At 37.2% G+C, this 22,036-nt stretch carries 19 protein-coding genes, 1 pseudogene and 1 riboswitch; of the genes and pseudogenes, 17 read left to right on the top strand and 3 right to left on the bottom strand.

Annotation, left to right across the window (positions count from 1 at the left end; translation table 11 throughout):
- The first annotated feature begins 24 nt into the window (after positions 1-24).
- From asnB to HMPREF2758_RS00525, 3 genes are read left to right on the top strand one after another with little or no spacing between them, the layout of a single operon-like run.
- On the top strand, positions 25-1,932 hold the full coding sequence (gene asnB, locus HMPREF2758_RS00535) for an asparagine synthase (glutamine-hydrolyzing) (RefSeq protein WP_070608497.1): 1,908 nt from the start codon (positions 25-27) through the stop codon (positions 1,930-1,932).
- A 27-nt stretch (positions 1,933-1,959) separates the two neighbouring features.
- Positions 1,960-3,135, top strand: a complete 1,176-nt coding sequence (locus HMPREF2758_RS00530; RefSeq protein WP_016647661.1) for a carboxylate--amine ligase — start codon at positions 1,960-1,962, stop codon at positions 3,133-3,135.
- A gap of 10 nt (positions 3,136-3,145) precedes the next feature.
- Positions 3,146-3,844 carry a cysteate racemase gene (locus HMPREF2758_RS00525; protein WP_016647662.1) on the top strand — a complete coding sequence of 233 codons (699 nt, stop codon included), beginning with the start codon at positions 3,146-3,148 and terminating at the stop codon, positions 3,842-3,844.
- 80 nt (positions 3,845-3,924) lie between these two features.
- On the opposite strand, the gene HMPREF2758_RS00520 is transcribed toward HMPREF2758_RS00525, so the two are convergent.
- The gene (locus HMPREF2758_RS00520; RefSeq protein WP_016647663.1) at positions 3,925-4,647 is read right to left on the bottom strand and encodes a gamma-glutamyl-gamma-aminobutyrate hydrolase family protein; all 723 of its coding nucleotides are present in this window, start codon (positions 4,645-4,647) and stop codon (positions 3,925-3,927) included.
- 99 nt (positions 4,648-4,746) lie between these two features.
- On the opposite strand from HMPREF2758_RS00520, the gene holA reads away from it, so the two are divergent.
- The gene (holA, locus tag HMPREF2758_RS00515; RefSeq protein ID WP_016647664.1) at positions 4,747-5,766 is read left to right on the top strand and encodes a DNA polymerase III subunit delta; all 1,020 of its coding nucleotides are present in this window, start codon (positions 4,747-4,749) and stop codon (positions 5,764-5,766) included.
- Positions 5,767-5,840: 74 nt separating this feature from the next.
- On the opposite strand, the gene rpsT is transcribed toward holA, so the two are convergent.
- A complete protein-coding gene (gene rpsT / locus HMPREF2758_RS00510; RefSeq protein ID WP_006907449.1) occupies positions 5,841-6,101 on the bottom strand; it encodes a 30S ribosomal protein S20 in 261 nt (86 codons plus the stop codon).
- Positions 6,102-6,357: 256 nt separating this feature from the next.
- On the opposite strand from rpsT, the gene uvrB reads away from it, so the two are divergent.
- The 10 genes and pseudogenes from uvrB (at position 6,358) to HMPREF2758_RS00455 (ending at position 18,075) form a co-directional block, all read left to right on the top strand.
- Entirely contained in the window at positions 6,358-8,355 is a 1,998-nt protein-coding gene (gene uvrB, locus HMPREF2758_RS00505) for an excinuclease ABC subunit UvrB (RefSeq protein WP_070608495.1), read from the top strand.
- Between the two features lie 59 nt (positions 8,356-8,414).
- Positions 8,415-8,507, top strand: a riboswitch (THF riboswitch).
- A gap of 70 nt (positions 8,508-8,577) precedes the next feature.
- A complete protein-coding gene (gene folP / locus HMPREF2758_RS00500; protein WP_070608493.1) occupies positions 8,578-9,567 on the top strand; it encodes a dihydropteroate synthase in 990 nt (329 codons plus the stop codon).
- Positions 9,568-9,577: 10 nt separating this feature from the next.
- A complete protein-coding gene (gene folB, locus HMPREF2758_RS00495) occupies positions 9,578-9,928 on the top strand; it encodes a dihydroneopterin aldolase (RefSeq protein WP_070608491.1) in 351 nt (116 codons plus the stop codon).
- Between the two features lie 5 nt (positions 9,929-9,933).
- Positions 9,934-10,997, top strand: a pseudogene (folE, locus tag HMPREF2758_RS09100) (GTP cyclohydrolase I FolE).
- A gap of 1 nt (position 10,998) precedes the next feature.
- A complete protein-coding gene (locus HMPREF2758_RS00480) occupies positions 10,999-12,279 on the top strand; it encodes a bifunctional folylpolyglutamate synthase/dihydrofolate synthase (RefSeq protein WP_070608489.1) in 1,281 nt (426 codons plus the stop codon).
- Entirely contained in the window at positions 12,272-12,832 is a 561-nt protein-coding gene (locus HMPREF2758_RS00475) for an NUDIX hydrolase (RefSeq protein ID WP_016647671.1), read from the top strand. The genes HMPREF2758_RS00480 and HMPREF2758_RS00475 overlap by 8 nt, the downstream gene beginning before the upstream one ends.
- Before the next feature lie 129 nt (positions 12,833-12,961).
- The gene (gene rpsO / locus HMPREF2758_RS00470) at positions 12,962-13,231 is read left to right on the top strand and encodes a 30S ribosomal protein S15 (protein ID WP_006907457.1); all 270 of its coding nucleotides are present in this window, start codon (positions 12,962-12,964) and stop codon (positions 13,229-13,231) included.
- A gap of 219 nt (positions 13,232-13,450) precedes the next feature.
- Positions 13,451-15,565 carry a polyribonucleotide nucleotidyltransferase gene (gene pnp, locus HMPREF2758_RS00465; protein ID WP_016647672.1) on the top strand — a complete coding sequence of 705 codons (2,115 nt, stop codon included), beginning with the start codon at positions 13,451-13,453 and terminating at the stop codon, positions 15,563-15,565.
- 222 nt (positions 15,566-15,787) lie between these two features.
- Positions 15,788-17,470 (top strand): ribonuclease J, encoded by a 1,683-nt coding sequence (locus HMPREF2758_RS00460; protein WP_070608488.1) that lies wholly within the window; start codon positions 15,788-15,790, stop codon positions 17,468-17,470.
- A gap of 5 nt (positions 17,471-17,475) precedes the next feature.
- A complete protein-coding gene (locus HMPREF2758_RS00455; protein WP_070608486.1) occupies positions 17,476-18,075 on the top strand; it encodes a hypothetical protein in 600 nt (199 codons plus the stop codon).
- A 67-nt stretch (positions 18,076-18,142) separates the two neighbouring features.
- On the opposite strand, the gene HMPREF2758_RS00450 is transcribed toward HMPREF2758_RS00455, so the two are convergent.
- On the bottom strand, positions 18,143-18,493 hold the full coding sequence (locus HMPREF2758_RS00450; RefSeq protein WP_016647675.1) for a hypothetical protein: 351 nt from the start codon (positions 18,491-18,493) through the stop codon (positions 18,143-18,145).
- A 209-nt stretch (positions 18,494-18,702) separates the two neighbouring features.
- Between HMPREF2758_RS00450 and gmk the strand changes: the two genes are divergently transcribed.
- From gmk to priA, 3 genes are all read left to right on the top strand, one after another.
- Positions 18,703-19,338: a guanylate kinase gene (gmk, locus tag HMPREF2758_RS00445; RefSeq protein ID WP_016647676.1), complete on the top strand. Its 636-nt coding sequence runs from the start codon at positions 18,703-18,705 to the stop codon at positions 19,336-19,338.
- 5 nt (positions 19,339-19,343) lie between these two features.
- Entirely contained in the window at positions 19,344-19,541 is a 198-nt protein-coding gene (gene rpoZ / locus HMPREF2758_RS00440) for a DNA-directed RNA polymerase subunit omega (RefSeq protein ID WP_006907464.1), read from the top strand.
- A 75-nt stretch (positions 19,542-19,616) separates the two neighbouring features.
- Positions 19,617-22,031, top strand: coding sequence for a primosomal protein N' (gene priA / locus HMPREF2758_RS00435; protein ID WP_070608484.1), 2,415 nt, complete (start codon positions 19,617-19,619; stop codon positions 22,029-22,031).
- Positions 22,032-22,036: the final 5 nt, after the last annotated feature.

Below are 22,036 nucleotides of genomic sequence, written 5' to 3'. Positions count from 1 at the left end.
TTATACTGGAAGGAGTTTTTATTGATGTGTGGTTTTTGTGGAATTGTTAATCAAACAAAATTGGAATTGGAATCAGAAGTACTAGAGAATATGTTGGACCGGATTCAACACCGTGGACCTGATTCAGCGGGTTATTTTAGAGATGACTATTGTCAATTAGGCTTTCGCCGTTTAGCAATTATCGATCTTTCGCAAGCAGGGAATCAGCCCTTTTATTCACAAGACGAGCGCTATGTTATGGTCTTTAATGGTGAAATTTATAATTATCATGATATTAAAGAAGACTTGCTAGCAAAAGGGTATGAATTCATCTCGACAACCGATTCAGAAGTTATCATTCGTGGTTTTGAAGAATGGGGATCTCAAGTTTTTTCTCGTTTAAGGGGCATGTTTGCTATTGCTATTTGGGACCGTCAAGAGAGAACATTATCATTAGCAAGAGATCAATTTGGTATAAAACCTTTATACTATACAAAAAACACCCAGGATCACTCTATATTGTTTGCTTCAGAGATAAAATCCTTTTTAGACTATCCTTTATTTATTGAAAGCCTAAATCAAGATGCATTGCGTCCATATCTTATGTTTCAATATAATCCAATGAATGAAACATTCTTTAAAGGGGTATATCATATGCTTCAAGGATCATATCTGAAGTTCAAAGATGGTGAATTGGTTGAGCAATTCTGTTTTGCTGAAGTCGACTTTAGAGATGAATATGAAGATCAATCAAGAAGTGAAGAGGAGACCAAAACGGCTATTAAAGATGCGCTCATTGAATCGATTGATTATCATAAAATTGCTGATGTGCCAGTTGGGAGTTTTCTTTCTGGTGGAGTTGATTCCAGTCTAATTACGAGTCTATGTAATCCTGTGAAAACCTACTCCGTTGGCTTTGAAAATCCTGATAATTCTAAATTGAGAGATCCTCAATTTGATGAAACAGCCTTTTCAGCACAATTATCAGAACATTTATCAATTGAGAACGCCTCATATTATGTGTCAAGTCATGAAGCACTTGAAGCATTGCCTGAAATTCTTTACCATTTGGATGAACCAGATGCGAATTATTCTTGTATTCCATTATGGTTTCTAAATAAATTAGCAGCTCAAGATGTTCGAGTCGTCTTATCAGGAGAAGGAGCCGATGAACTTTTCGCAGGGTATACATGGTATAAACCTTCAAAAATGGAAGAAAAAGTAATGCGGCATCTTCCAAAATCTCTTCGTAAAGGTTTAGTACCATATGCTGACAAGAAAGGTCAAATCGGACGAATCGGCCAGATGGCTAAACGCAGTTTGATGGATGTTTCTCATAAATTTATGGGACAATCAAAAGTCTTTGAAGAAAATGATGTTAATGAGGTTCTACAAGCAAGTTATCGAAAAGAAGAAACACCTTATGACTTATTATCGGATTATTATGAAGAGTTTAGAGGTCAAAGTGATCTAAATCAAATGCAATCCTTAGACTTAAGAGTTTGGAATCCACATGATATTCTTCAAAAAGCAGATAAAATGTCGATGGCTCATTCGTTAGAATTAAGGACGCCATTTTTAGATAAGGAAATGTATCATTTAGCGCGCACTTTAAAGAATTCGGAGCGGGTTAATTATGAGACAACCAAGGTCGCTTTGCGTCAAGTAGCCCAGGATGTTTTACCAGAGGAGTGGGCTAAACGACCCAAATTAGGATTCCCCACACCCGTTAGAAAATGGATGCAGGAAAGTAATTGGTATCATGCGATGGAAGAACGTTTCACCTCGGAAACAGCCCAGGAATTTTTTGAGGTGGGCACGCTATTGAACTTATTAAAAGAACATCAAGAAGGAAAAGCAGACCATGGACATAAATTGTATGTTTGTTATGCATTTTTAGTTTGGTATCAACGATTCTTTGAGCAAACTTACCCATGCATTCAGGAAATATAAGAGCTACAGATTAAAGGAGGTAAGGGGATGGCTAATCATAAGGCCTTAGTTTTAGGAGGAAATTATTATATTGGTTTGAGTATCGTACGGTGTTTAGGTAAAAAAGGGGTATCAGTTACTCTCTATGACTACGATGAAAGTCGAGCTTTTGCGATGCATTCGCGTTACGTACAAGAAAAATTAATCGGACCAGATTATAATAAAGATCCTGAAGCGATGCTCGAATTTTTAATAGATTATGGGAAACAGCAAAGTGAAAAACCAGTTCTTTTCCCAACAACTGATACCTTAGCTTTATATATTGATCGCTACATGGATCTATTGAAAGACTATTATTTAATCACCATGACTGAGCAAGGCTTATGGCAAAAAGTGATTGATAAGGATCAATTATATCGATTAGCTGAAAGGCATCAGATGCCTTATCCGATCACTTTGTCTGCTCAAGACCCTGAATTATTAGCTAAGTTGCATGCTAACTTAGCTTATCCAGTTATTTTAAAACCTGTTGATTCGATGGGCTTTGTTTCGCGTTTTAGAACAAAATTGTTTATTATTCATTCAGATGAAGAACTCATGCAAAAAATCCAAATGACACAAAACGCAGGTTATGAAATGGTAGTCCAGCGATTCATACAAGGTTTTGATGACCATATGTATACCTTTGATGCTTATTTGGACCAAAATTCTAAAGTAACTCATTGGATGACTGGCCATAAATTACGACAGTTTCCGATCAATTTTGGAGCATCGACCTATATTCGCCAAGAATATGTTCCTCGTTTGGCAGAGTTAGGAATTCCATTTCTTCAATCAATTGGATTTAAGGGTTTTGCTGAAATTGAATTCAAGAAAGATGCTCAAACGGGTGAGTTTTTCTTAATTGAGATTAATGCACGGACTACCAATTTTAATGCGATGATTGAAAAGGTCGGGATTAACATGCCCTATTTAGCCTACCTTGAGTTAACTGGGCATGAAATAGGACAAAAAGTCATTGATTATGATAGTCATATTTATTTTCAATATTTAAAAGAAGATTTAGTTGCGATGAGAGATTATTACCGAACTGGCCAACTAAGTTTGACAACTATGATTAAAAGCTTATTTAATCGAAAAGTTGGAGCTATTTGGTCTTGGTCTGATCCATTGCCTGGATTTGCATACTGTTACCAATTAATCGCTCATCGTTTTAAAAAATAAGGAGGAAACTATGGCACGACAAACCGTTATTGGGGTTTTAGGTGGCATGGGCCCAGCTGCAACCGCTTCTTTCTTTCAAAACATTATTCAGCAGACGACAGATATTCATTGTGACCAAGACCATTTTAGGGTAGTTATAGATAGCCACCCACAAATTCCTGACCGTACAGAGGCAATTCTTCATAAAGGTCCTAGTCCCTTGGATGCTTTAATGGAATCCGTTCAACTTTTAGAAAAAGCAGGCTGTGACTTGATCGCTATACCATGTATGACATGTCATTATTATATAGACGCTCTTCAAGCACAATCTTCAGTAAAAATTTTAAATGCTTATCAAGTTTTAAACCGATTTCTCGAAGATAACTATCCAAGTATGGAAAAAGTTGGAGTCATGTGTACTGATGGCACACGAAAGATAGATCTCTTTTCACATCATCTTTCTAAAAAGGTCATTTACCCAAATAGAGATTATCAAGAGAAAGTGATGGAGGCAATTTATGGCCCTGAAGGCATAAAAAATGGGCACGTGGGAACATACCCTAATCAATTATTGCAAGAAGCGGGTCATCATCTCATTGATGAAGGTGCACAGGCTATTATTGCAGGTTGTACTGAAATTGAATTAGCTACAGGACAAGCGGATTACTCGGTGGAATTCATTGATCCTATGAAGCTGTTAGTTGATTATATTGTTAAAAATTACCATTAATTTTAAGAGTCATTCGACTTTTTTACGAATAATAATAAACAAAATCCCTAAACTGATAAAAGTCTAGGGATTTTTATTGATTATTTTTGACAAGCTTCAATAAAACAATTAAAAATAGCTTGGGAAGCTGGCGAATAGTTATATGTATATTCAGGATGCCATTGTAAACCCAATAAAAAGGGATGATCCCGATCCTCTAGTGCTTCAATCACTTGATCCTGGGACCAAGCGATTGCTTTCAAACTAGGCGCCAGTTGCTTGATAATTTGATGATGAACAGAGTTTACTCGATTATCATCGGATATTAAGGATTTAAGGAATGAATCCTCTGCAATGTTAATAGAATGGGTGGAATATTCCATCTCACTGCTTTGACAATGTTGTATCTGTATTGAGGGGTTTTGACTTAAATCTTGGTAGAGGCTACCACCAAAGGCAATATTAAGTAGTTGCATTCCTCGGCAAATTCCTAATATTGGTTTGTTGAGGGGATAAAACTGTCGGATGAGATTCATTTCATGTCGGTCTCTGGCTGGAAATATCGGCCCTAAGTTGGGATGAGGTTCCTCTTGGTAATAACTTGGATCAAGGTCATGACCACCACTTAGAATTAGGCCGTCTAGTCGTTGAGTAATTTCTTCTAGATTATCAATATTCAGTATAGGTATAGCGACTGGAATTCCTCCTGCTTTTTCGACTGCGGTCACTAAGTAGTGAGGAAGATAGGTAGCATCAAACGGCTGATAACGAGGATCATTATGAATCGAGGTGATAGAAGTAGTGATACCAATTAGAGGCTTCATAGTCTGTATCCTTTCGATTGAATTTGTTTGTTATTATAGCTAAAATGGATAGGATAGTAAATAATTGTAGTGTTGAAATGGTAAGATTAGGAGAAAAATATGGGTTATCAAGAAGCCATTCAAGCGATAAATCAAAATGATATTCAAGCAATTTATACTTTATTAGGTAAGGAATATTTCCTGATTCAGGAATTTCGTGAAACGTTGATGAAAAATGTTGAGAGATATTATAGTGATTTAGATATATCTGTCCTTGACTATCGTGAAGTGACAATGGATCAGGTTTTAGATGAGGCTGAGAGTTTTTCTTTTTTAGCTGAATTAAGGTTAGTTATGGTGGAGGAGGCAGATTTTATTTCAACCAATCCTCAGAAAAAGCTGACAATCGCTGAAGAAAAAAGACTTCAAGCTTATTTAAAAGATCCTAACCCTGGGACCTGTCTGGTGTTTTTGATGCCTTATGAAAAAGTAGATAAACGACGAAAATTGACTCAACAAATTCAAAAATATAGTCAATTTATTGAGGTTCTGGCTCTAGAAGAAAGAGAGTTAAGACGATACTTAAAAGACTATATTAAAACAGCTTCACTAAATGTTACAAACGAAGCCTTTGAAGAATTATTGACACGTAGTAATTTTCAATTGAGTCAGACCATGGCGGAAATTAAAAAATTAGAACAATATGCCCAAAATAATGAAACGATTAATTTAGAAGTTGTTAAAAATTTGGTAACGCGGAGTCTCGAGTCAAATATTTTTGAATTAACGGACGCTATTCTTCGACGTCGTTTTGTGGATGCAATTCAAATCTATCAAGATTTGATTTTGATGAAGAACGATCCTTTGGCTTTGCAGGCTTTAATTATTTCACAATTTCGATTAATTTTACAAGTACAAATTCTCTTTGCAGCGGGTCAAAATCAGGGTGAGATGGCAAAAAGTTTAAATGTACATCCTTATCGAGTTAAATTAGCTATGAATTATGCGACGTCAATGGATCGGCAGGATTTAGAATCACTTTACCGTTCTTTAATTGAGGCAGATTTTTTTATTAAGACTGGAAAAGTGCAAGCGGACACGTCTTTTTATCTTATTTTAAGTCAGTTAGCTCATTCTTAATGAGCATACTTAAAAAGGCCAAGGAGCAACGATAGTCGTCCTTGGCCTTGATTGTTTATTGAGTTGATTCAAGCTTATTTTGCTGAATTAACTAATTTTGCTAAACGTGATTTATCACGTGATGCTTTGTTGTGATGGATTAAGCCTTTGTTAACTGCTGAATCAATGGCTTTAACCGCTGCATTGAATAAAGCTTGGCTATCACCTTCGCCAGTTTCAACTGCTTGGCGAACTTTTTTAATGGCAGTACGAAGAGCTGCTGTTTGTGAACGCTTGCGAGAATTCACACTTTCAGTTTGACGTACGCGTTTTAAGGCTGATTTAGTATTGGCCATTTATGGTCACCCCTTTTCCTATAGAATCGTCTAAGCTAAAACTTAGTCAACAGAAAACATTATACCGAAGTCATATTAAAGATGCAATCTTTTATTGCACAATTAGGCTCAAATACCTAGATATATCGGTGTTACTAGTTTGATAGTGACCATTATGGCTAAAAATCGGTTTGAGTAATTAGATTGATTTATTTGACAATGTCAGTCATCTTCATTAAATTTAGGGAGATGATGCCAATGAGGAGGCGTACAGAAGGTGTTAAATAATAAATTTAAAATTAAGGCCCCCTATAAACCTGCTGGAGATCAGCCTGAAGCCATTGCGCAACTGACCCAAGGTATACAAAGGGGAACTAAGGAACAGATATTACTGGGGGCAACAGGTACTGGTAAGACCTTTACAATTGCGAATGTTATTCAAGAAGTTAATAAACCAACTTTAGTTTTGGCTCATAATAAAACCTTAGCGGGACAATTGTATTCAGAATTGTTAGAGTTTTTTCCGGAAAATGCCGTAGAATATTTTGTATCGTATTATGATTATTATCAACCAGAAGCTTATGTCCCTTCATCAGATACTTATATTGAGAAGGAGTCTTCAGTCAACGATGAAATTGATAAGTTGCGACATTCCGCTTCATCCGCTTTATTAGAAAGAAATGATGTCATCGTGGTTGCTTCTGTTTCGTGTATCTACGGGTTAGTCGATCCTAAAGTTTATCGAGATCATGTGTTATCCTTACGACAGGGTCAGGAAATTTCTCGTGAAGAAGTAATGAAGCGCCTAGTAGATATGCAATTTGTACGTAATGATATAGATTTTCAACGGGGAACTTTTCGAGCAAGAGGGGATGTTTTAGAAATCTTTTTAGCATCTCGTGATAAGGAAGTTATTCGGGTTGAATTTTTTGGAGATGAAATTGATCGTATTCGAGAAGTGGATGTTCTAACAGGAGAAGTAAAGAATGATGTTGCCCATTTTCCAGTATATCCCGCTACTCACTTCGTCGCTGATCAACCTCAAATTTTGCGGGCTGTTGATACAATCCGTCAAGAATTGGAAGAGCAATTGGAATTTTTACGTAAAGAAAATAAGCTATTAGAAGCCCAACGCTTAGAGCAACGGACAAACTATGACATTGAAATGTTATTAGAAATGGGATATTGTTCTGGAATCGAAAATTATTCTCGGCATATGGATGGTAGAAAACCGGGGCAAGCGCCCTTTACCTTGCTTGATTTCTTTCCCGATGATTATTTAATTGTGGTTGATGAGTCGCATATGACGATGCCGCAAATTCGTGGTATGTATAATGGAGACCGTGCACGTAAGCAGCAGTTGATTGATTTTGGTTTCCGTCTACCGTCTGCTTTAGATAATCGTCCTTTAAAGTTAAATGAGTTTGAAGAACATGTTCATCAAATTATTTATATTTCAGCGACACCAGGTCCTTATGAGATGGAAAGAGCCACTCTTCCAATGGCGCAGCAGATTATTCGACCTACTGGTTTACTGGATCCAATAGTAGAAGTTCGACCGATTAAAGGTCAAATTGATGATTTAGTCCATGAAATTAATCGAAGAGTCGACAAGAATGAACGGGTATTTATTACAACTTTAACTAAGAAGATGTCGGAAGATTTAACAGAATATCTCAAAGAAATTGATATTAAAGTGAAGTATCTTCATTCGGATATTGCAACTCTCGAACGAACTGAGATTATTCGCGATCTTAGATTGGGAGTGTTCGATGTTTTAGTGGGGATCAATCTTTTGAGAGAAGGTATCGATGTTCCAGAAGTTTCCTTGGTGGCTATTTTAGATGCAGATAAGGAAGGCTTTTTAAGGTCTGAGAGGGCTTTGGTCCAAACCATTGGTCGAGCTGCGCGTAATGCCGATGGAACGGTTATCATGTATGCGGATTGTATTACAGAATCGATGAAAAATGCCATCGATGAGACAAAGCGTCGCCGTGAGATTCAAGAAGCTTATAATAAAAAGCACGGCATTACGCCGAAAACTATTAAAAAAGATATTCGTGATTTAATCCGTATTACAACGGATGTTAGTCATGAAGAAAAAGAAGAAAATACTTTGGCTAAATTCAAAAAGCTATCTCGTTTACAAAGACAGGAAGAGTTGGAGCGGATGACACTTCAAATGAAAACTTATGCCAAAGAGCTTAATTTTGAACAAGCAGCCTTGATGCGGGATGTCATTATGGAGCTAAAAGCTAAGTTTTCGATGAAATAAAATTCTTATAATAAGCATTGTAAAAAGAAATATATTCCACTACAATAGAGTGGAATTAGAACAGAGTAAATGATTAACGTTAAGTGCTTCCGGATGGGATGTTGCCGGTAGACGAAGTGGCTATCACGCGGTTGATCATTGCCTCCGCTGTTAATCCTTGCGGGGGCACCTTAGTTAATCTAAGGTGCTCTTTTTCTGATAATTTTTCTCAAGGAGCATATTATGGAAGTAAAGCAAGTAGTAAGAGATTTTCATTTTAACCAACGAAAGATTTGTCATGGGCAAGCTACTATCATTTGCGGCATTGTCAATGTAACTCCGGATTCATTTTCTGATGGAGGACAATGGTTTCAAACAGATAAAGCCATTAAAAGGGCAAAGTATTTGATTCAAGCAGGCTGTAAAATGATAGATATTGGTGGGGAATCGACCCGTCCGGGATCAAGCTATGTTGAAATTGATGAAGAGATTGCCCGCGTAGTACCTGTTATTAGGGCATTACGACAAGATTCAGATGTTATTATTTCAGTGGATACTTGGAAGGCAGAAGTTGCTAAGGCAGCGATTGAAGCCGGGGCAGATATAATTAATGATATTACTGGCTTATTAGGTGATCCGGCAATGGCTAATGTAATTAGTCAGTCCCAAGTAGGCTGCGTGGCCATGTTTAATCCTGTCATTGTTCGTCCAGAACATCCTTCAGCCAAAATTTTTCCTCATTTTGGCGCAGAAGGCATCTTTACTCATCAAGAACTACAAGCATTCAGTCAAATGGATGATTTAAGTTTAATGGAGGCTTATTTTGACAAAACCTTGGAAATAGCTCAAGCAGCAGGGATTTCTTTAAATCGACTCATGTTAGATCCAGGAATCGGTTTTGGATTAACTAAAAAGGAAAACTATCACCTTGTTCGTGAGTCGCAGCGTATTCACGATTGGGGATTTACTTGTTTTTTGGGTGTTTCAAGAAAACGATTTATTCAAAATACGTTAGCGGAAGCAGGTTTTGATACGGATCCAAGTAAGGAAGAAGGTTTTGCATTAAGAGATGAAGCGTCCGCAGCACTGACTGCTGTCGCATCTTATATGGGGATTGAAGTTGTGCGGGTTCATGTGGCTAAAGAACACGTCGTTGCTGGATTAATTGGCTCAAATATTCGTTTAGCGGATCAATTGGATGATATTAATTTTTCGGCCTATAAGAAGAAGTAAGGAGTTATGAATGTTTAAGATTAAATTAAATAATATGTCTTTTTATTCTCATATCGGAGTGTTTGAAGAAGAAAAAAAATTAGGTCAAAAGTTAGCGATCGATCTTTGTGTGACTATTAAGAACTCAGTGAAAGCTGACCAGTTAGATGAAACAGTTTCATATGCTCATTTTTATCAAATAATTGAAACGTACATTCAAAAAACACGGGCAGATTTGATTGAAACACTCGCCTTTGATATTGTACGCCTAATCAAGGATTCGAGCCCCGAAAAAATTGATTCTGTAAAGGTAAATGTTCGTAAGCTACAATTACCTATCGAAGGTTTTATGGATAGTGCTGAAATTGAATTGGAGGCTTAGGAGTGGTGCATCAGGTTTATCTGAGTTTAGGGTCGAATATGGGAGACCGTATTCAGCAATTAAAAAGTGCACAGATGTATTTGCAAATGCATGAGGCTATTAAAATCATTCGCGCATCTTCTTATTATCAAACTTCTCCAGTTGGAGGAGTTGTTCAGGATGATTTTATAAATCAAGCACTGTTGATTGAAACTAATTTATCGCCGTATTGTCTATTGGATTATATTCATGAGATCGAAGCCAAGTTGCATCGTGAACGAATTATTCGTTGGGGGCCAAGAACGGTAGACATTGATATCTTATTTTTTGATCATAAAAAGCAAGATGATCCTAAATTAATATTGCCTCACCCTCAGGTTTTCAACCGTTTATTTGTCCTAATTCCGTTAAGGGAAATTATGCAAGATGATTTTTATCAAAAAGATGCCGTTCTTGATGCCGTTGAATTGCTCGAAGTTCAGGGACAGCAAAAAATAGAAAGAGTGTAAAAATGAAAGAAATGAATTTAAGTCGAGTGGAAGAACTAGTACGGGAAATTTTAATTGAAATTGGTGAAGATCCTGATCGTGATGGATTAATTGAAACACCTAAGCGTGTTGCTAAAGCGCTGGCGGAAACAACCGCTTCAACTCGTTTGACAGAGTTTTCTGAAGGAAAGATGTTCCCGACTGAACAGGAAGATGATGACCAATTTGTTTCAGTTAACAATATTCCTTTTTATTCGATGTGTGAACATCACATGCTTCCTTTCTTTGGTCAGGTTTCTGTCGCCTATCTACCGCAAGGTGGTAAAATTATTGGCCTTTCTAAAATTCCAAGATTGGTTGACTATGTCTCAAAAAAATTGAATGTACAAGAGAATATTACCCGAGAAGTGGCGAATATTTTAATGGAAGTAACCAATGCCAGAGGAGTCGCAGTGATTGTCGATGCAAGACACATGTGCGTTGAAATGCGTGGGGTTAAGAAAATGAATTCGATCACTCGAACTTGTTATTATGTTGGAGAATTTAAGGAAAATATACAACTTAGAAATGAGTTTCTTCAATCCCTCCCAAAGGTGAACTAAAATGATAAGTGATTTTTCAAACAAAACTCCAGCCATGCTTTATGGTCAGGGAGATCGTTTAGCTTTATTAAGGCGTTTATTAAATAGATTGGGTAATCCTGATCAAGCCTATCGAATTATTCATATCGCCGGAACTAATGGAAAAGGATCGACTGCAAACATGATCGCTTGCATACTGGCTGAGTACGATCTTCGAGTAGGTTTATTTACAAGCCCTCACTTATTTAGTGAGTGTGAGTCCATTCAAGTTAACCAGAAAATGATTGATAAGACAGCCTTTAATCGTCTTTTGGATCAAGTATATCAAGCGGCCATCTTAGAAGGGTTGAATCCAGAAGTGGATCTATCACAATTTGAGTTATCCTTTTTAGTTGCTACACTTTATTATGCTCATTTAGCTTGTGATTGGGTTGTTTTTGAATGTGGCATGGGAGGGGCATTAGATGCTACCAACGCCATTACATCTTCCGATTATGCCGTATTTACTAAAATTGGTTTGGATCATTTGAATATTCTAGGACATAATTTATCTGAAATTACCAGGACTAAATCTGGTATTATGCGACCGAACCAGACGGTCATTGTTGCTCCAAATCAAAAGCAAGAAGCGATCGATATTCTTCGGGAGAAGTCAGAACAGTTGGCTTGTCATTGGGTTTATTCGCCTAAGCCGCTAGCTGAGATTCAACCAAATAGACGGTATCTCCTACGTTTAGCGGATGATTGTACCCTGCAGGTTTCTTTAGGACTCCAGGGAGACTATCAGGTAGAAAATCTTACGACAGCTTGTCTATGGTATCAAGCTTGGTTACAGGAGGAGGGCTTGCTCGTCGATGAAAATCGGGTTAATCACGCTCTTCGAGACCTTTCTTTGCCTGGAAGGTATGAAACAGTAAGTCAAAGTCCACTGATTATTTTAGATGCCTGTCATAATATGGATGCAATGGAAGCCACGATTGATACCCTTAAACAAGAATTTAAAGATCAAAAAATCTATATTATTTGTGGTTTTTTGAAAGATAAGGACGTTAATTCGATGGTTAAGCTCTTAAAAGAGTTAAAGGCTGATTTTATATTGACTCAGCCAGATTTTCCAGGGAGGACATTAGAGGTAGAAGATTTAGCTGTAATCTTTGACAAGGAAAATGTTTCGACTTTGCAATTTAAAAACCCTTTGGAAGCAGTTAATTATGCCTTAGATGCAAAGCTACAACCACTGATTATTCTGGGTTCTTTTCACTTAATTAAATGTGTACGAATGGAGCTGTTAAGTGATGCTTAAAAAAGAAGCATTAGCTTATATCAAACAATTGAAGACTCAAACCTATCCTTGGCTATCAAATAAAAAATTGAAGGAGATTGAAAGTCTTCTTTTAAAAACAGCTAACGACCAGTTGGATGACCGATCTAGTAGCTTGCATTTAACAGCATCAGCATTTGTGTTACTAGAGAATGCTGCTTGTTTTATAGACCACCCTTATTTAAATCGGCGGTTGTTACCAGCTGGACATGTTGAAAAAGGTGAACAGCTTATTCAGACTGCTAAACGTGAATTTGAAGAGGAGACTGGCTTCAAAGCTCTGTCTCAAGCACCCGTGTTCTTATTGGATGTGAATTATCATTCAATACCAGCTAATCCTATAAAAAATGAAGGGGACCACCATCACATAGATTTTCGATTTAATCTCTGCATGGATACAAATCGCTTTCGACAAGGAGAGTTAGGACTGCATCTTTTAAGACAAGAAGAAGCTCCGGAAGAATTTCAGCCTTATTTTTTGCTTCAAGATCTGAATCAAGCACAATTAATACTTGCATCAGAAAGCCACTTGTAGTAACATAATGAAGTGGTTCTAAGTTGCTGTAACATACCGACTATGAACTTTTGACCCAAGCTCAGTTTGGCGAATCACCAACGCCATACTTAGCTTGAGGCACAGACAAAATAGAAAGAGGTGAAAATGATGGCAATTTCTAAAGAACGTAAAAATGAAATTATGAAGGAATATGCTCGTCATGAAGGAGATACAGGTTCAGTTGAAGTTCAAGTAGCTGTCTTGACTGAAGATATCAATACTTTAAATGACCATATTAAGATTCATAAGAAAGACTTTCATTCATATCGTGGTCTGATGAAGAAGATCGGTCACCGTCGTAACTTGCTTGCTTATTTACGTAAAAAAGACGTTACACGTTACCGTGAATTAATTCAACGTTTAGGACTACGTCGCTAGTCATTGTTAAGGTGGTTGGGGTTGAGCCCCAACCATTTTTTTGTTGAAGAAATATGATTTATTATTTAAGCAAATTCGCTTTTCAGGAAGAGTTTTGTTATATTACTAGTAGCTTGATTTACTCTCAACTACTAACCAAACATGAGCTGATTGGTTACAGTGAGTTGATGTTTGTTTAGTGGTCGAGTAGACAGGTACATTATTTAAAGGAGTATATTTATGTCAAATAAACAAATTTTTCAAACGACTTGGGGGGGCCGTCCTTTAACTATTGAAGTTGGACAAATGGCTAAACAAGCTAATGGAGCTGTCTTGGTTCGTTATGGAGATACGGCCGTTTTATCCGTAGCGGTTGCTTCAAAAAAAACATCTGGAATGGATTTCTTTCCTTTAACCGTACATTATATTGAAAAAATGTATGCTGTTGGGAAAGTTCCAGGTGGATTTCTTAAAAGAGAAGGTAGGCCATCTGATCATGCGACTCTAACATCCCGCTTGATTGACCGTCCTATTCGTCCCTTATTTCCAGATGGAGTGCGTAATGAAATTCAAATAACCAATACAGTTTTATCTGTTGATCAAGATTGTTCGCCGGAAATGGCTGCCATGTTAGGGTCATCCTTTGCTTTAACGTTATCAGATATTCCTTTTTTAGGCCCGATTGCTGGAGTTCAAGTGGGACGGATTGATGGTGAGTTTATCTTAAATCCTACACCGAGTCAGATGGAAAAATCCGACCTGGATTTATCAGTAGCTGGAACCGCCGAAGCCATTAATATGGTAGAGTCATCAGCAAAAGAATTGGATGAATCGACAATGTTAGAAGCTTTGCTTTTTGGTCATCAAGCAATCCAAGAGCTATGCCAATTCCAAATTGAAGTGCAAGCAGTCATTGGTAAAGAAAAATTCGAATTTGATATTCGGCAAAAAGATGCTGCAATTTTATCAGAGGTACAAGAACAATACCAATCGAGAATGGTCCAAGCAATTCAAGTTCCTGAAAAACAAGCTCGTGAAGAAGCGGTTAATCAATTAAAAGAAGAGGCTATGGAATACTTTGAAGAAAAGTTAGCAGATAACGAGGAGATTGAACTGCTATTAGCTGATGCTAGTTCAGCGATGAATGATTTGGAGAAGAAAGAAGTTCGCCGATTAATTACTCACGAACAAGTTAGACCAGATGGTCGCAAAATTGATGAAATCAGGCCATTAGAATCAGAAGTTGGACTTTTAAATCGGACGCATGGATCCGGTTTGTTTACGAGAGGACAGACCCAAGCACTTTCAGTTTTAACGCTTGCTCCTTTGAGCGAACACCAAGTTATTGATGGACTTGGATTGGAAGAAGAGAAACGTTTCATGCACCATTATAATTTTCCAAATTTTTCTGTTGGAGAAACAGGACGTGTCGGTTCTCCAGGACGTCGAGAGATAGGACACGGAGCCTTAGGAGAACGTGCTTTAGCACAGGTACTACCAAGTGAAGCAGATTTCCCTTATACTATTCGCTTAGTAGCGGAGGTGCTTGAGTCCAATGGTTCCTCATCGCAGGCTTCCATTTGTGCTGGAACCTTAGCTTTAATGGATGGTGGTGTGCCAATTAAAGCTCCTGTAGCAGGTATTGCGATGGGGTTGATTATGGATGAAGAGGATCATGACAAATATACTGTTTTAACAGATATTCAAGGACTTGAAGATCACTTAGGTGATATGGATTTCAAAGTGGCTGGAACTAGCCAAGGAATTACAGCGCTCCAAATGGATATTAAAATCCAAGGAATTACCGCGGAGATCCTTGAAAAAGCATTATCACAAGCGAAAAGAGCACGTTTGGAAATCCTTGAAAATATTCTGGCAACCATCGATAAGCCTAGACCAGAATTGAGTCCATATGCACCTAAGATTGAAATGATTCAGATTAACCCGGATAAGATTAAAGTAGTCATTGGTAAGGGCGGCGAAACCATCAATTCAATTATTGATCAAACAGGGGTTAAGATTGATATTACTGAAGAAGGTCTAGTTAGTGTTGCTTCAAGTGATCTAAGCATGATTAAAAAGGCTATTGAAATGATTGAACAATTAGTTGAAGAAGTCGAGGTAGGTAAAACTTATGAAGGAACCATTTTGAGAATTGAAAACTATGGGGCCTTTGTAGAAGTATTGCCTGGTAAGTCCGGTCTTTTACATATTTCACAGATTGATCACCGTCGTATTGATCGGGTAGAAGATATCTTTGATATTGGTGATAAGGTAACGGTTAAAGTGATGGGGATTGATGACAAAGGGCGTATCGACTTATCCCGTAAGGCTTTGATGGCTAAGCCAGAATAGCTCGTTGAGTAAGTGGATGTTCTAAGAGTTCGATTCACTCTCCATAAGTTATGGGCTAAAAGACATTGAGAGGCTATTTTGTAATAAAATAATTGGCAAGGAAGAGGCTATGATAGGAATATCACAGCCTCTTCTTTTTATTATTGGTTAATCTATGATATACTAGGGTTACTGTGTTAATCAACACAAGACAGTTTTGATAAAAAATTATAGAGGTGAAAAATGACAAATATAAAAATTATTCCCTTAGGCGGTGTTCGTGAAGAAGGGAAGAGTCTGTATGTTGTTGAAGTCAATCAATCTATTTTTGTATTGGATTGTGGTTTATTATATCCAGAGGATGATCTATTAGGGATTGATTTTGTAATTCCCGATTTTTCTTATTTGAAAGAAAATGCGGATCGCGTTGTAGGGATCTTTTTATCCCATGGACATGCCGATGCTGTCGGAGCACTTCCTTTTTTATTAGGCGAAATCGATGCACCCGTCTTTGGGACACAGTTGACCATGGAATTAGCGAGTATTGCTGCTAGGAAACACCACCTAGAGGATCGCTTGGAGAACTTCTTTACCGTGGATGCAGAAACAGAAATTGAGTTTGATCAGGTAACCGTGTCTTTCTTTTCAACCACTCATACGATTCCTGATTCTGTCGGTATTGTATTGGAAACTAAAGAAGGATCGATTGTTTATACAGGAGATTTCCGTTTTGACCCATCTGCTAGTCAACCTTATAAAACAGACTTTTCGCGTCTCACTGATTTGGGTAAAGAAAATGTGATCGCTTTGTTAAGCGATTCTGCAGCGGCAGAGTCTTCAATTGAGAATGTTTCAGATTTAGTGATTGCTGATGAGATTACTGAAGTATTTCGAAATGCAAAAGGGAGAGTCATTGTTGGAACGATTGGTTCTAATATTGCTCGGATTCAACAGGTTATGACTGCTGCTTATAAATCTGAAAGAACCATTTTTTTCCCAACCAAGGATGTTTATGAGATTGTGGATGTTGCCCTAAAATTAGATAAAATACAGATTCCAAGCAAAAATATTATTGGTCAATTTAACAAAATTAAAAATTATAAAGATGAACAAATTGTTATTTTAGCAACGGGGTCTGTTGGGGAACCTTTGAATATTATTCAAAGTATGGCAACGGGTAAACATGGTAGTGTAAAATTAAAGGAAAAGGATACTGTCTATATTGCGACAACGCCTTCAGTATCAATGGAAACAAATGTGGCAAAAACGAAGGACATGATTTATCGAGCGGGCGCTAAGGTGCTTAGTGTCAACGACCATTACAAAACTTCGGGACATGCTACCCCGAATGATCTTAAATTGCTTATGAATTTTATTCAGCCAAAGTATTTGATCCCAATTAATGGAGAGTATCGGATGCTCAAAGCTCATGCAGATTTAGCTTTACAAGTTGGAATGACTTCGGATCAAATCATTATCCCAGCAATAGGAGATGTTGTTCAGTATCAGAAGAATAAGATGTCGATTTCTGGCAGTGTTGAAGCTGGTGACGTCTTAGTCGATGGAAGCGGTGTTGGAGATATTGGAAATGTGGTCTTACATGATCGACAAGTTTTGAGTGAGGATGGTATTTTCGTTGTAGTGGCAACCATATCTCGGCGGTTAAAGCAAGTCTTGGTGGGACCACAGATTACCTCACGAGGATTTGTCTTTATGAAGGCATCGATTGATTTGGTAGAAGCTTGCTCAGATATCACCTTAGATGTCCTAGAAAGCCAACTCGCTTCAGATAATTTTGATTGGGGTAACTTAAAGGGAGAGTTAAAAGAAAAGATCGGAAAATTCCTTTATAAGGAAACTAAGCGACGGCCTGTTATTTTACCAATTATTATGGAAGCGTCGAGTTATCAACCGAAGAAAGGATAGTTAAGATGAATAAACGTCTTTTGCTACAAATTAGAGAAGGGTTACTAGCTATTGCCTTAACAGGATTGATCTTTTATTTCTATAGTCGTATGGAATCTTCTCTAATGCCTTATTATTGGGCTGTTTTTATATGGCCACTTTTGTGGTTTGCTCTTAGACAAGGAGCGGCTGCGGCGGGTATTTATGGGGGAATAGCTGGTCTTGTTTGTGGAATGATTTCTATTCCCATCAGTGACTGGTTATCAGTGATTGTCTTCGCTATGATTCCATTTATCAGCGTTCTTGTAATGGGCTTTTTTGCTAAATATACCCAGAAAACATTGAATAATCGCCGTTACTCTTCTACAAGCTTAAATATTATTACGGGAGCGCTATTAAGCAATGTTTTGTTTTATTTTCTAAGATTTTATATAGGTCCCCTTGCAATGGGACAAGAATCGCCCTTAAACATCATGACTGGGTCTTTTTGGATTAGTTCTTTAGTAATGACAGTCGTAGTTAGTTTGTTATTTATTACTATAGCTAAGTTAAAGCCGTCTTTCTTAATTCCAAAAAGAAGCAAATATTTAAGTCGCAAGGAGACAAGTGCTCTGTTAAATGATTAAAAAACCGCAGCTATTTGCTGCGGTTTTTTAATAAGCGGGGATAGGTGGAAAATCTCTTTCAAACAATCTAGGCAATATTCGCTTGTGTGATGGCAGTCACTCGAATAATTTGATTGAGTTCAAGAAAAAAAGTTTCTCCTTGGCTTTGTACCTTTATCCAAGCATTGTTGAGGATTGGTGATAAGATGAGACAATTTTGTTCTGTCATCTTGAGTGTATTATTAGAATCATAATATTCAAAAAGAATTCTGATCGCCTTTTGATTAATATAATGGACCTGCAAAGATTTCTTTACATGATTAAGTTCTTGCATAATCTCTGTATCAGAATCTAAATGTGCAGGTTGAAGGAAAGGCTGAAAAAATCTTTGAGTAAATCGACCTAATAGTTTTTTTCGATGAGAATAACTTGCCTCCATGTAATCATAACTCCTCTCAATGCGAACGCTTGTTCTTTCTTTATAATCTTATTATACGAACGTACGTTCATTATGTCAAGAGAAATACGAACATAAATTCGTTTTATTAATTGAGAAATTGATCAATACTTGAGTAAATTGCTCCGAGAAACTTTGAGTTCTTTATAAAATGTGCTAGAATAAATCATATTATGTATGGGAGGTATATTATGACCAAACAGAGAGGGTTACTTGTCATTCTATCTGGACCGTCAGGAGTTGGAAAAGGGACTGTCAGAGCAGCGGTATTCAAGCAGGAAGATTGTGAGTATGTCTATTCCGTATCTGCCACCACTCGTTCAGCTAGACCCGGAGAAATTGATGGAAAAGACTATTTTTTTGTAAAACGAGAGGAATTTGAATCTTTAATTGCAAATCAAGCTCTGTTGGAATATGCCGAATATGTTGGAAACTATTATGGGACTCCTTTAGACAACATTGAAAAGAATTTAGCGGAAGGCTACGATGTCTTTCTAGAGATTGAAGTACAAGGAGCTAGCAAAGTACGTCAAAGGATGCCGGAAGGAATTTTTATCTTCTTAGCTCCACCATCTTTAAATGAGCTTGAGACTCGTTTGGTTGATCGTGGAACAGACTCAAAAGAAAAGATTGCTCAGCGTATGAAACAAGCCAAGCGTGAGATTGAAATGATGGCTGAGTATGACTATGTAGTAGTTAATGATCAAGTTGATAATGCAGTTCGCAAAATAAATGCTATAATAGAATGCGAGCATTTGCGTGTTTCGCGTGTGATTGATAAGATCCAGATTGGCATGGATCAGTATTTAAATAATAAAGGAGAATGAGTATTATGATGTTATATCCGTCAATTGATGAACTCTTAGAAAAGGAACCCTCAAAATATTCTTTAATCATTTTAGCGAGTAAGCGGGCAAGACAGATGCATGAGTTCAAAATGATGCAATTGAATCAATATAAATCAGTTAAGACAATCGGTAAAGCACTTGAAGAAGTGAATGCAGGTTTGTTGTCTGTAGATCGTTCTTAATGATAATTTAAATGAAAACCACTATGTCTAACTTGTTAGAAAGGCATAGGGGTTTTTTGTTAAGGGGGTGATTAGATGTTTGTTGAGGTGGTTGTTGATATACCGAGTGCTCAAGTGAATCATACTTTTGAATATCATGTTCCTAAGGAATGGCAAGATGCGCTGGAATTAGGGATGCGAGTTGAAGTTCCCTTTGGTGCTCGTAAGTTAATGGCTATTGTCGTAGCTATCAAAGATCAAGTTGAATTTGAAGGAACAATCCGTGATATAACAGCCGTATTAGATTATCAATCTTATCTTAATGAAGAACTGATCAAATTATCACAAGAATTGAGTTATCGTTTACAATGCTATTGGATAACTGTTCTACAGGCGATGCTGCCTTCTATGCTTAAAGTTAAATATCAAACCGTCTTTAGGATTCTTGACAAAGACCCTTTATTATCGAAAGTGGGATTTTCTGATATGGATCAGGATCTTGAAATAACTAAGCATGATCTGGAAACATACCTAACCCCTAATCAAATTAAACAATTAATTCAATTAAATAAAATACGAATCGAATATCGAGTCTTGGATCAAAAAACTCAAAAGAAATTGCACTACATTTCTCCGGAATCATACGATCCAGATAAACTTATAAAAAAGATTCAAACTTTATCTAAAAGAAGTAAAAAGCAGATCCAGGTATTACAGTATTTACAGAATCATCCACCAAAAAGTCCATTGACCATTCAACAATTGTCGAAAGCGGCTGAGGTATCAAAATCGGTCATTGATCGTCTCATTGACCAAGAAATTTTAGCAGTCTATGAAGCGGATGAATACCGTCGACCTGATCAAATTGATCAGATTGAAGTTAATCCCGCTCGCCCCTTATTAACATCTCAACAGTTGGCCTTTGACCAACTTGCGGAGTGTCTTGATCAAAAGAAAGCACAAACATTTTTATTAGAAGGTGTTACCGGGTCTGGAAAAACGGAAGTATATCTGCAGTTAATTGCTAAAGTTCTATCTGATTCGAGAACAGCTATGTTATTAGTTCCGGAAATTTCCTTAACACCTCAGATGGTAAAACAGGTAGTCGGACGCTTTGGAAAGGGAGTAGCTGTTCTTCATTCTGGTCTTTCTGTTAGTGAAAGGTATGATGAATGGCGGCGAATTATTAATCAAGAAGCTAAGATTGTTGTTGGAGCACGTTCATCTGTTTTTGCACCACTGAAGAATATTGGGTTAATTATTATCGATGAAGAACATGAAACAACCTATAAGCAAAATGAAAATCCACGTTACCATGCACGTGATGTTGCTCAGTGGCGGTCAAAATATCATGGAGCTTGTTTACTATTAGGATCTGCTACCCCTTCCTTAGAGTCTAGGGCTAGAGCCGAAGTGAATCGATATCAATTAATTCATATGGATCAACGAATTAATCAACGCCCCTTACCTCCCGTAGAAATTATAGATATGCGGCAAAATCTGGAGGAGCAGGGGCAGCTCATTTTGTCTCAAAAGTTAGAAAAAGCGATTCAACAGCGGATTGATCGTGAAGAGCAGGTAGTCCTATTGCTTAATCGCCGAGGCTATGCTTCTTATATTATGTGTCGATCTTGTGGGAATGTATTGCAATGCCCGCATTGCGATATTTCCTTAACCTATCATAAGTATGACCAATCCTTAAAATGCCATTATTGTGATTATCATACTCCTTTGATTCATCATTGTCCTCGATGTGGGAGTGATCATTTACGAAAACAGGGAATGGGGACTCAAAAAGTCTTTGAAAATTTAAAAGAGTTATTTCCGAATACCCCAGTTATTCGAATGGATAATGATACTACTCGACGAAAGGGAGCTCATGCAAGGTTATTGAATGAGTTTTCAAACCAGAAATCAGCGATTCTTCTAGGTACACAAATGATTGCAAAGGGGCTTGATTTTGAGAACGTGACCTTAGTAGGGGTAATTAATGCAGATACGGGCCTAAATTTACCTGATTTTCGTGCAGGAGAAAAGACCTTTCAACTTTTAACTCAAGTTGCTGGGCGAACAGGACGAGGACGACTGCAGGGTCAAGTTATTATTCAAACCTATAATCCAGATAATTATGTGATTCAATTCGCTAGTCAACATGATTATGAAGAGTTTTTTTATTACGAAATGAAGCGTCGTCATCTTGGGAAATATCCACCTTATTACTATACCTGTTCCATTAAATTATCAAGCAAAAACCGAGCCAAAGCACAGCAAGCTATTTTTGAAGTGAAGTTGGAACTACAAAATATATTAAAGGATAAAGAAGTAATTATTCTAGGCCCATCTAATAGTGGGATTGAGCGGATTAATGATTATTATCATTTTATGCTTTTATTAAAGTTTAAAGAACGCGATATTTTATCAAAATATCAATTTAAGACTTTAGATAGTCAACTTGCAGAAAAAAAAGGAATTTACATCCAAATTGATCATGAGCCGCAGTATTTTATATAGAAAGT

The sequence above is a fragment of the Facklamia sp. HMSC062C11 genome, assembly GCF_001810675.1.
Taxonomy (GTDB): domain Bacteria; phylum Bacillota; class Bacilli; order Lactobacillales; family Aerococcaceae; genus Facklamia; species Facklamia hominis.
The sequence above is the reverse complement of the archived record's forward strand: the minus strand, read 5'-3'. Positions and strand labels throughout refer to the sequence as shown.

Bases quoted from the DNA above. Each gene is read 5' to 3' on its own strand.
- asnB (WP_070608497.1), top strand. From the start codon at position 25: ATGTGTGGTTTTTGTGGAATTGTTAATCAAACAAAATTGGAATTGGAA.
- HMPREF2758_RS00530 (WP_016647661.1), top strand. From the start codon at position 1,960: ATGGCTAATCATAAGGCCTTAGTTTTAGGAGGAAATTATTATATTGGT.
- HMPREF2758_RS00525 (WP_016647662.1), top strand. From the start codon at position 3,146: ATGGCACGACAAACCGTTATTGGGGTTTTAGGTGGCATGGGCCCAGCT.
- HMPREF2758_RS00520 (WP_016647663.1), bottom strand. From the start codon at position 4,647: ATGAAGCCTCTAATTGGTATCACTACTTCTATCACCTCGATTCATAAT.
- holA (WP_016647664.1), top strand. From the start codon at position 4,747: ATGGGTTATCAAGAAGCCATTCAAGCGATAAATCAAAATGATATTCAA.
- rpsT (WP_006907449.1), bottom strand. From the start codon at position 6,101: ATGGCCAATACTAAATCAGCCTTAAAACGCGTACGTCAAACTGAAAGT.
- folP (WP_070608493.1), top strand. From the start codon at position 8,578: ATGGAAGTAAAGCAAGTAGTAAGAGATTTTCATTTTAACCAACGAAAG.
- folB (WP_070608491.1), top strand. From the start codon at position 9,578: ATGTTTAAGATTAAATTAAATAATATGTCTTTTTATTCTCATATCGGA.
- HMPREF2758_RS00480 (WP_070608489.1), top strand. From the start codon at position 10,999: ATGATAAGTGATTTTTCAAACAAAACTCCAGCCATGCTTTATGGTCAG.
- HMPREF2758_RS00475 (WP_016647671.1), top strand. From the start codon at position 12,272: ATGCTTAAAAAAGAAGCATTAGCTTATATCAAACAATTGAAGACTCAA.
- rpsO (WP_006907457.1), top strand. From the start codon at position 12,962: ATGGCAATTTCTAAAGAACGTAAAAATGAAATTATGAAGGAATATGCT.
- pnp (WP_016647672.1), top strand. From the start codon at position 13,451: ATGTCAAATAAACAAATTTTTCAAACGACTTGGGGGGGCCGTCCTTTA.
- HMPREF2758_RS00460 (WP_070608488.1), top strand. From the start codon at position 15,788: ATGACAAATATAAAAATTATTCCCTTAGGCGGTGTTCGTGAAGAAGGG.
- HMPREF2758_RS00455 (WP_070608486.1), top strand. From the start codon at position 17,476: ATGAATAAACGTCTTTTGCTACAAATTAGAGAAGGGTTACTAGCTATT.
- HMPREF2758_RS00450 (WP_016647675.1), bottom strand. From the start codon at position 18,493: ATGGAGGCAAGTTATTCTCATCGAAAAAAACTATTAGGTCGATTTACT.
- gmk (WP_016647676.1), top strand. From the start codon at position 18,703: ATGACCAAACAGAGAGGGTTACTTGTCATTCTATCTGGACCGTCAGGA.
- rpoZ (WP_006907464.1), top strand. From the start codon at position 19,344: ATGATGTTATATCCGTCAATTGATGAACTCTTAGAAAAGGAACCCTCA.
- priA (WP_070608484.1), top strand. From the start codon at position 19,617: ATGTTTGTTGAGGTGGTTGTTGATATACCGAGTGCTCAAGTGAATCAT.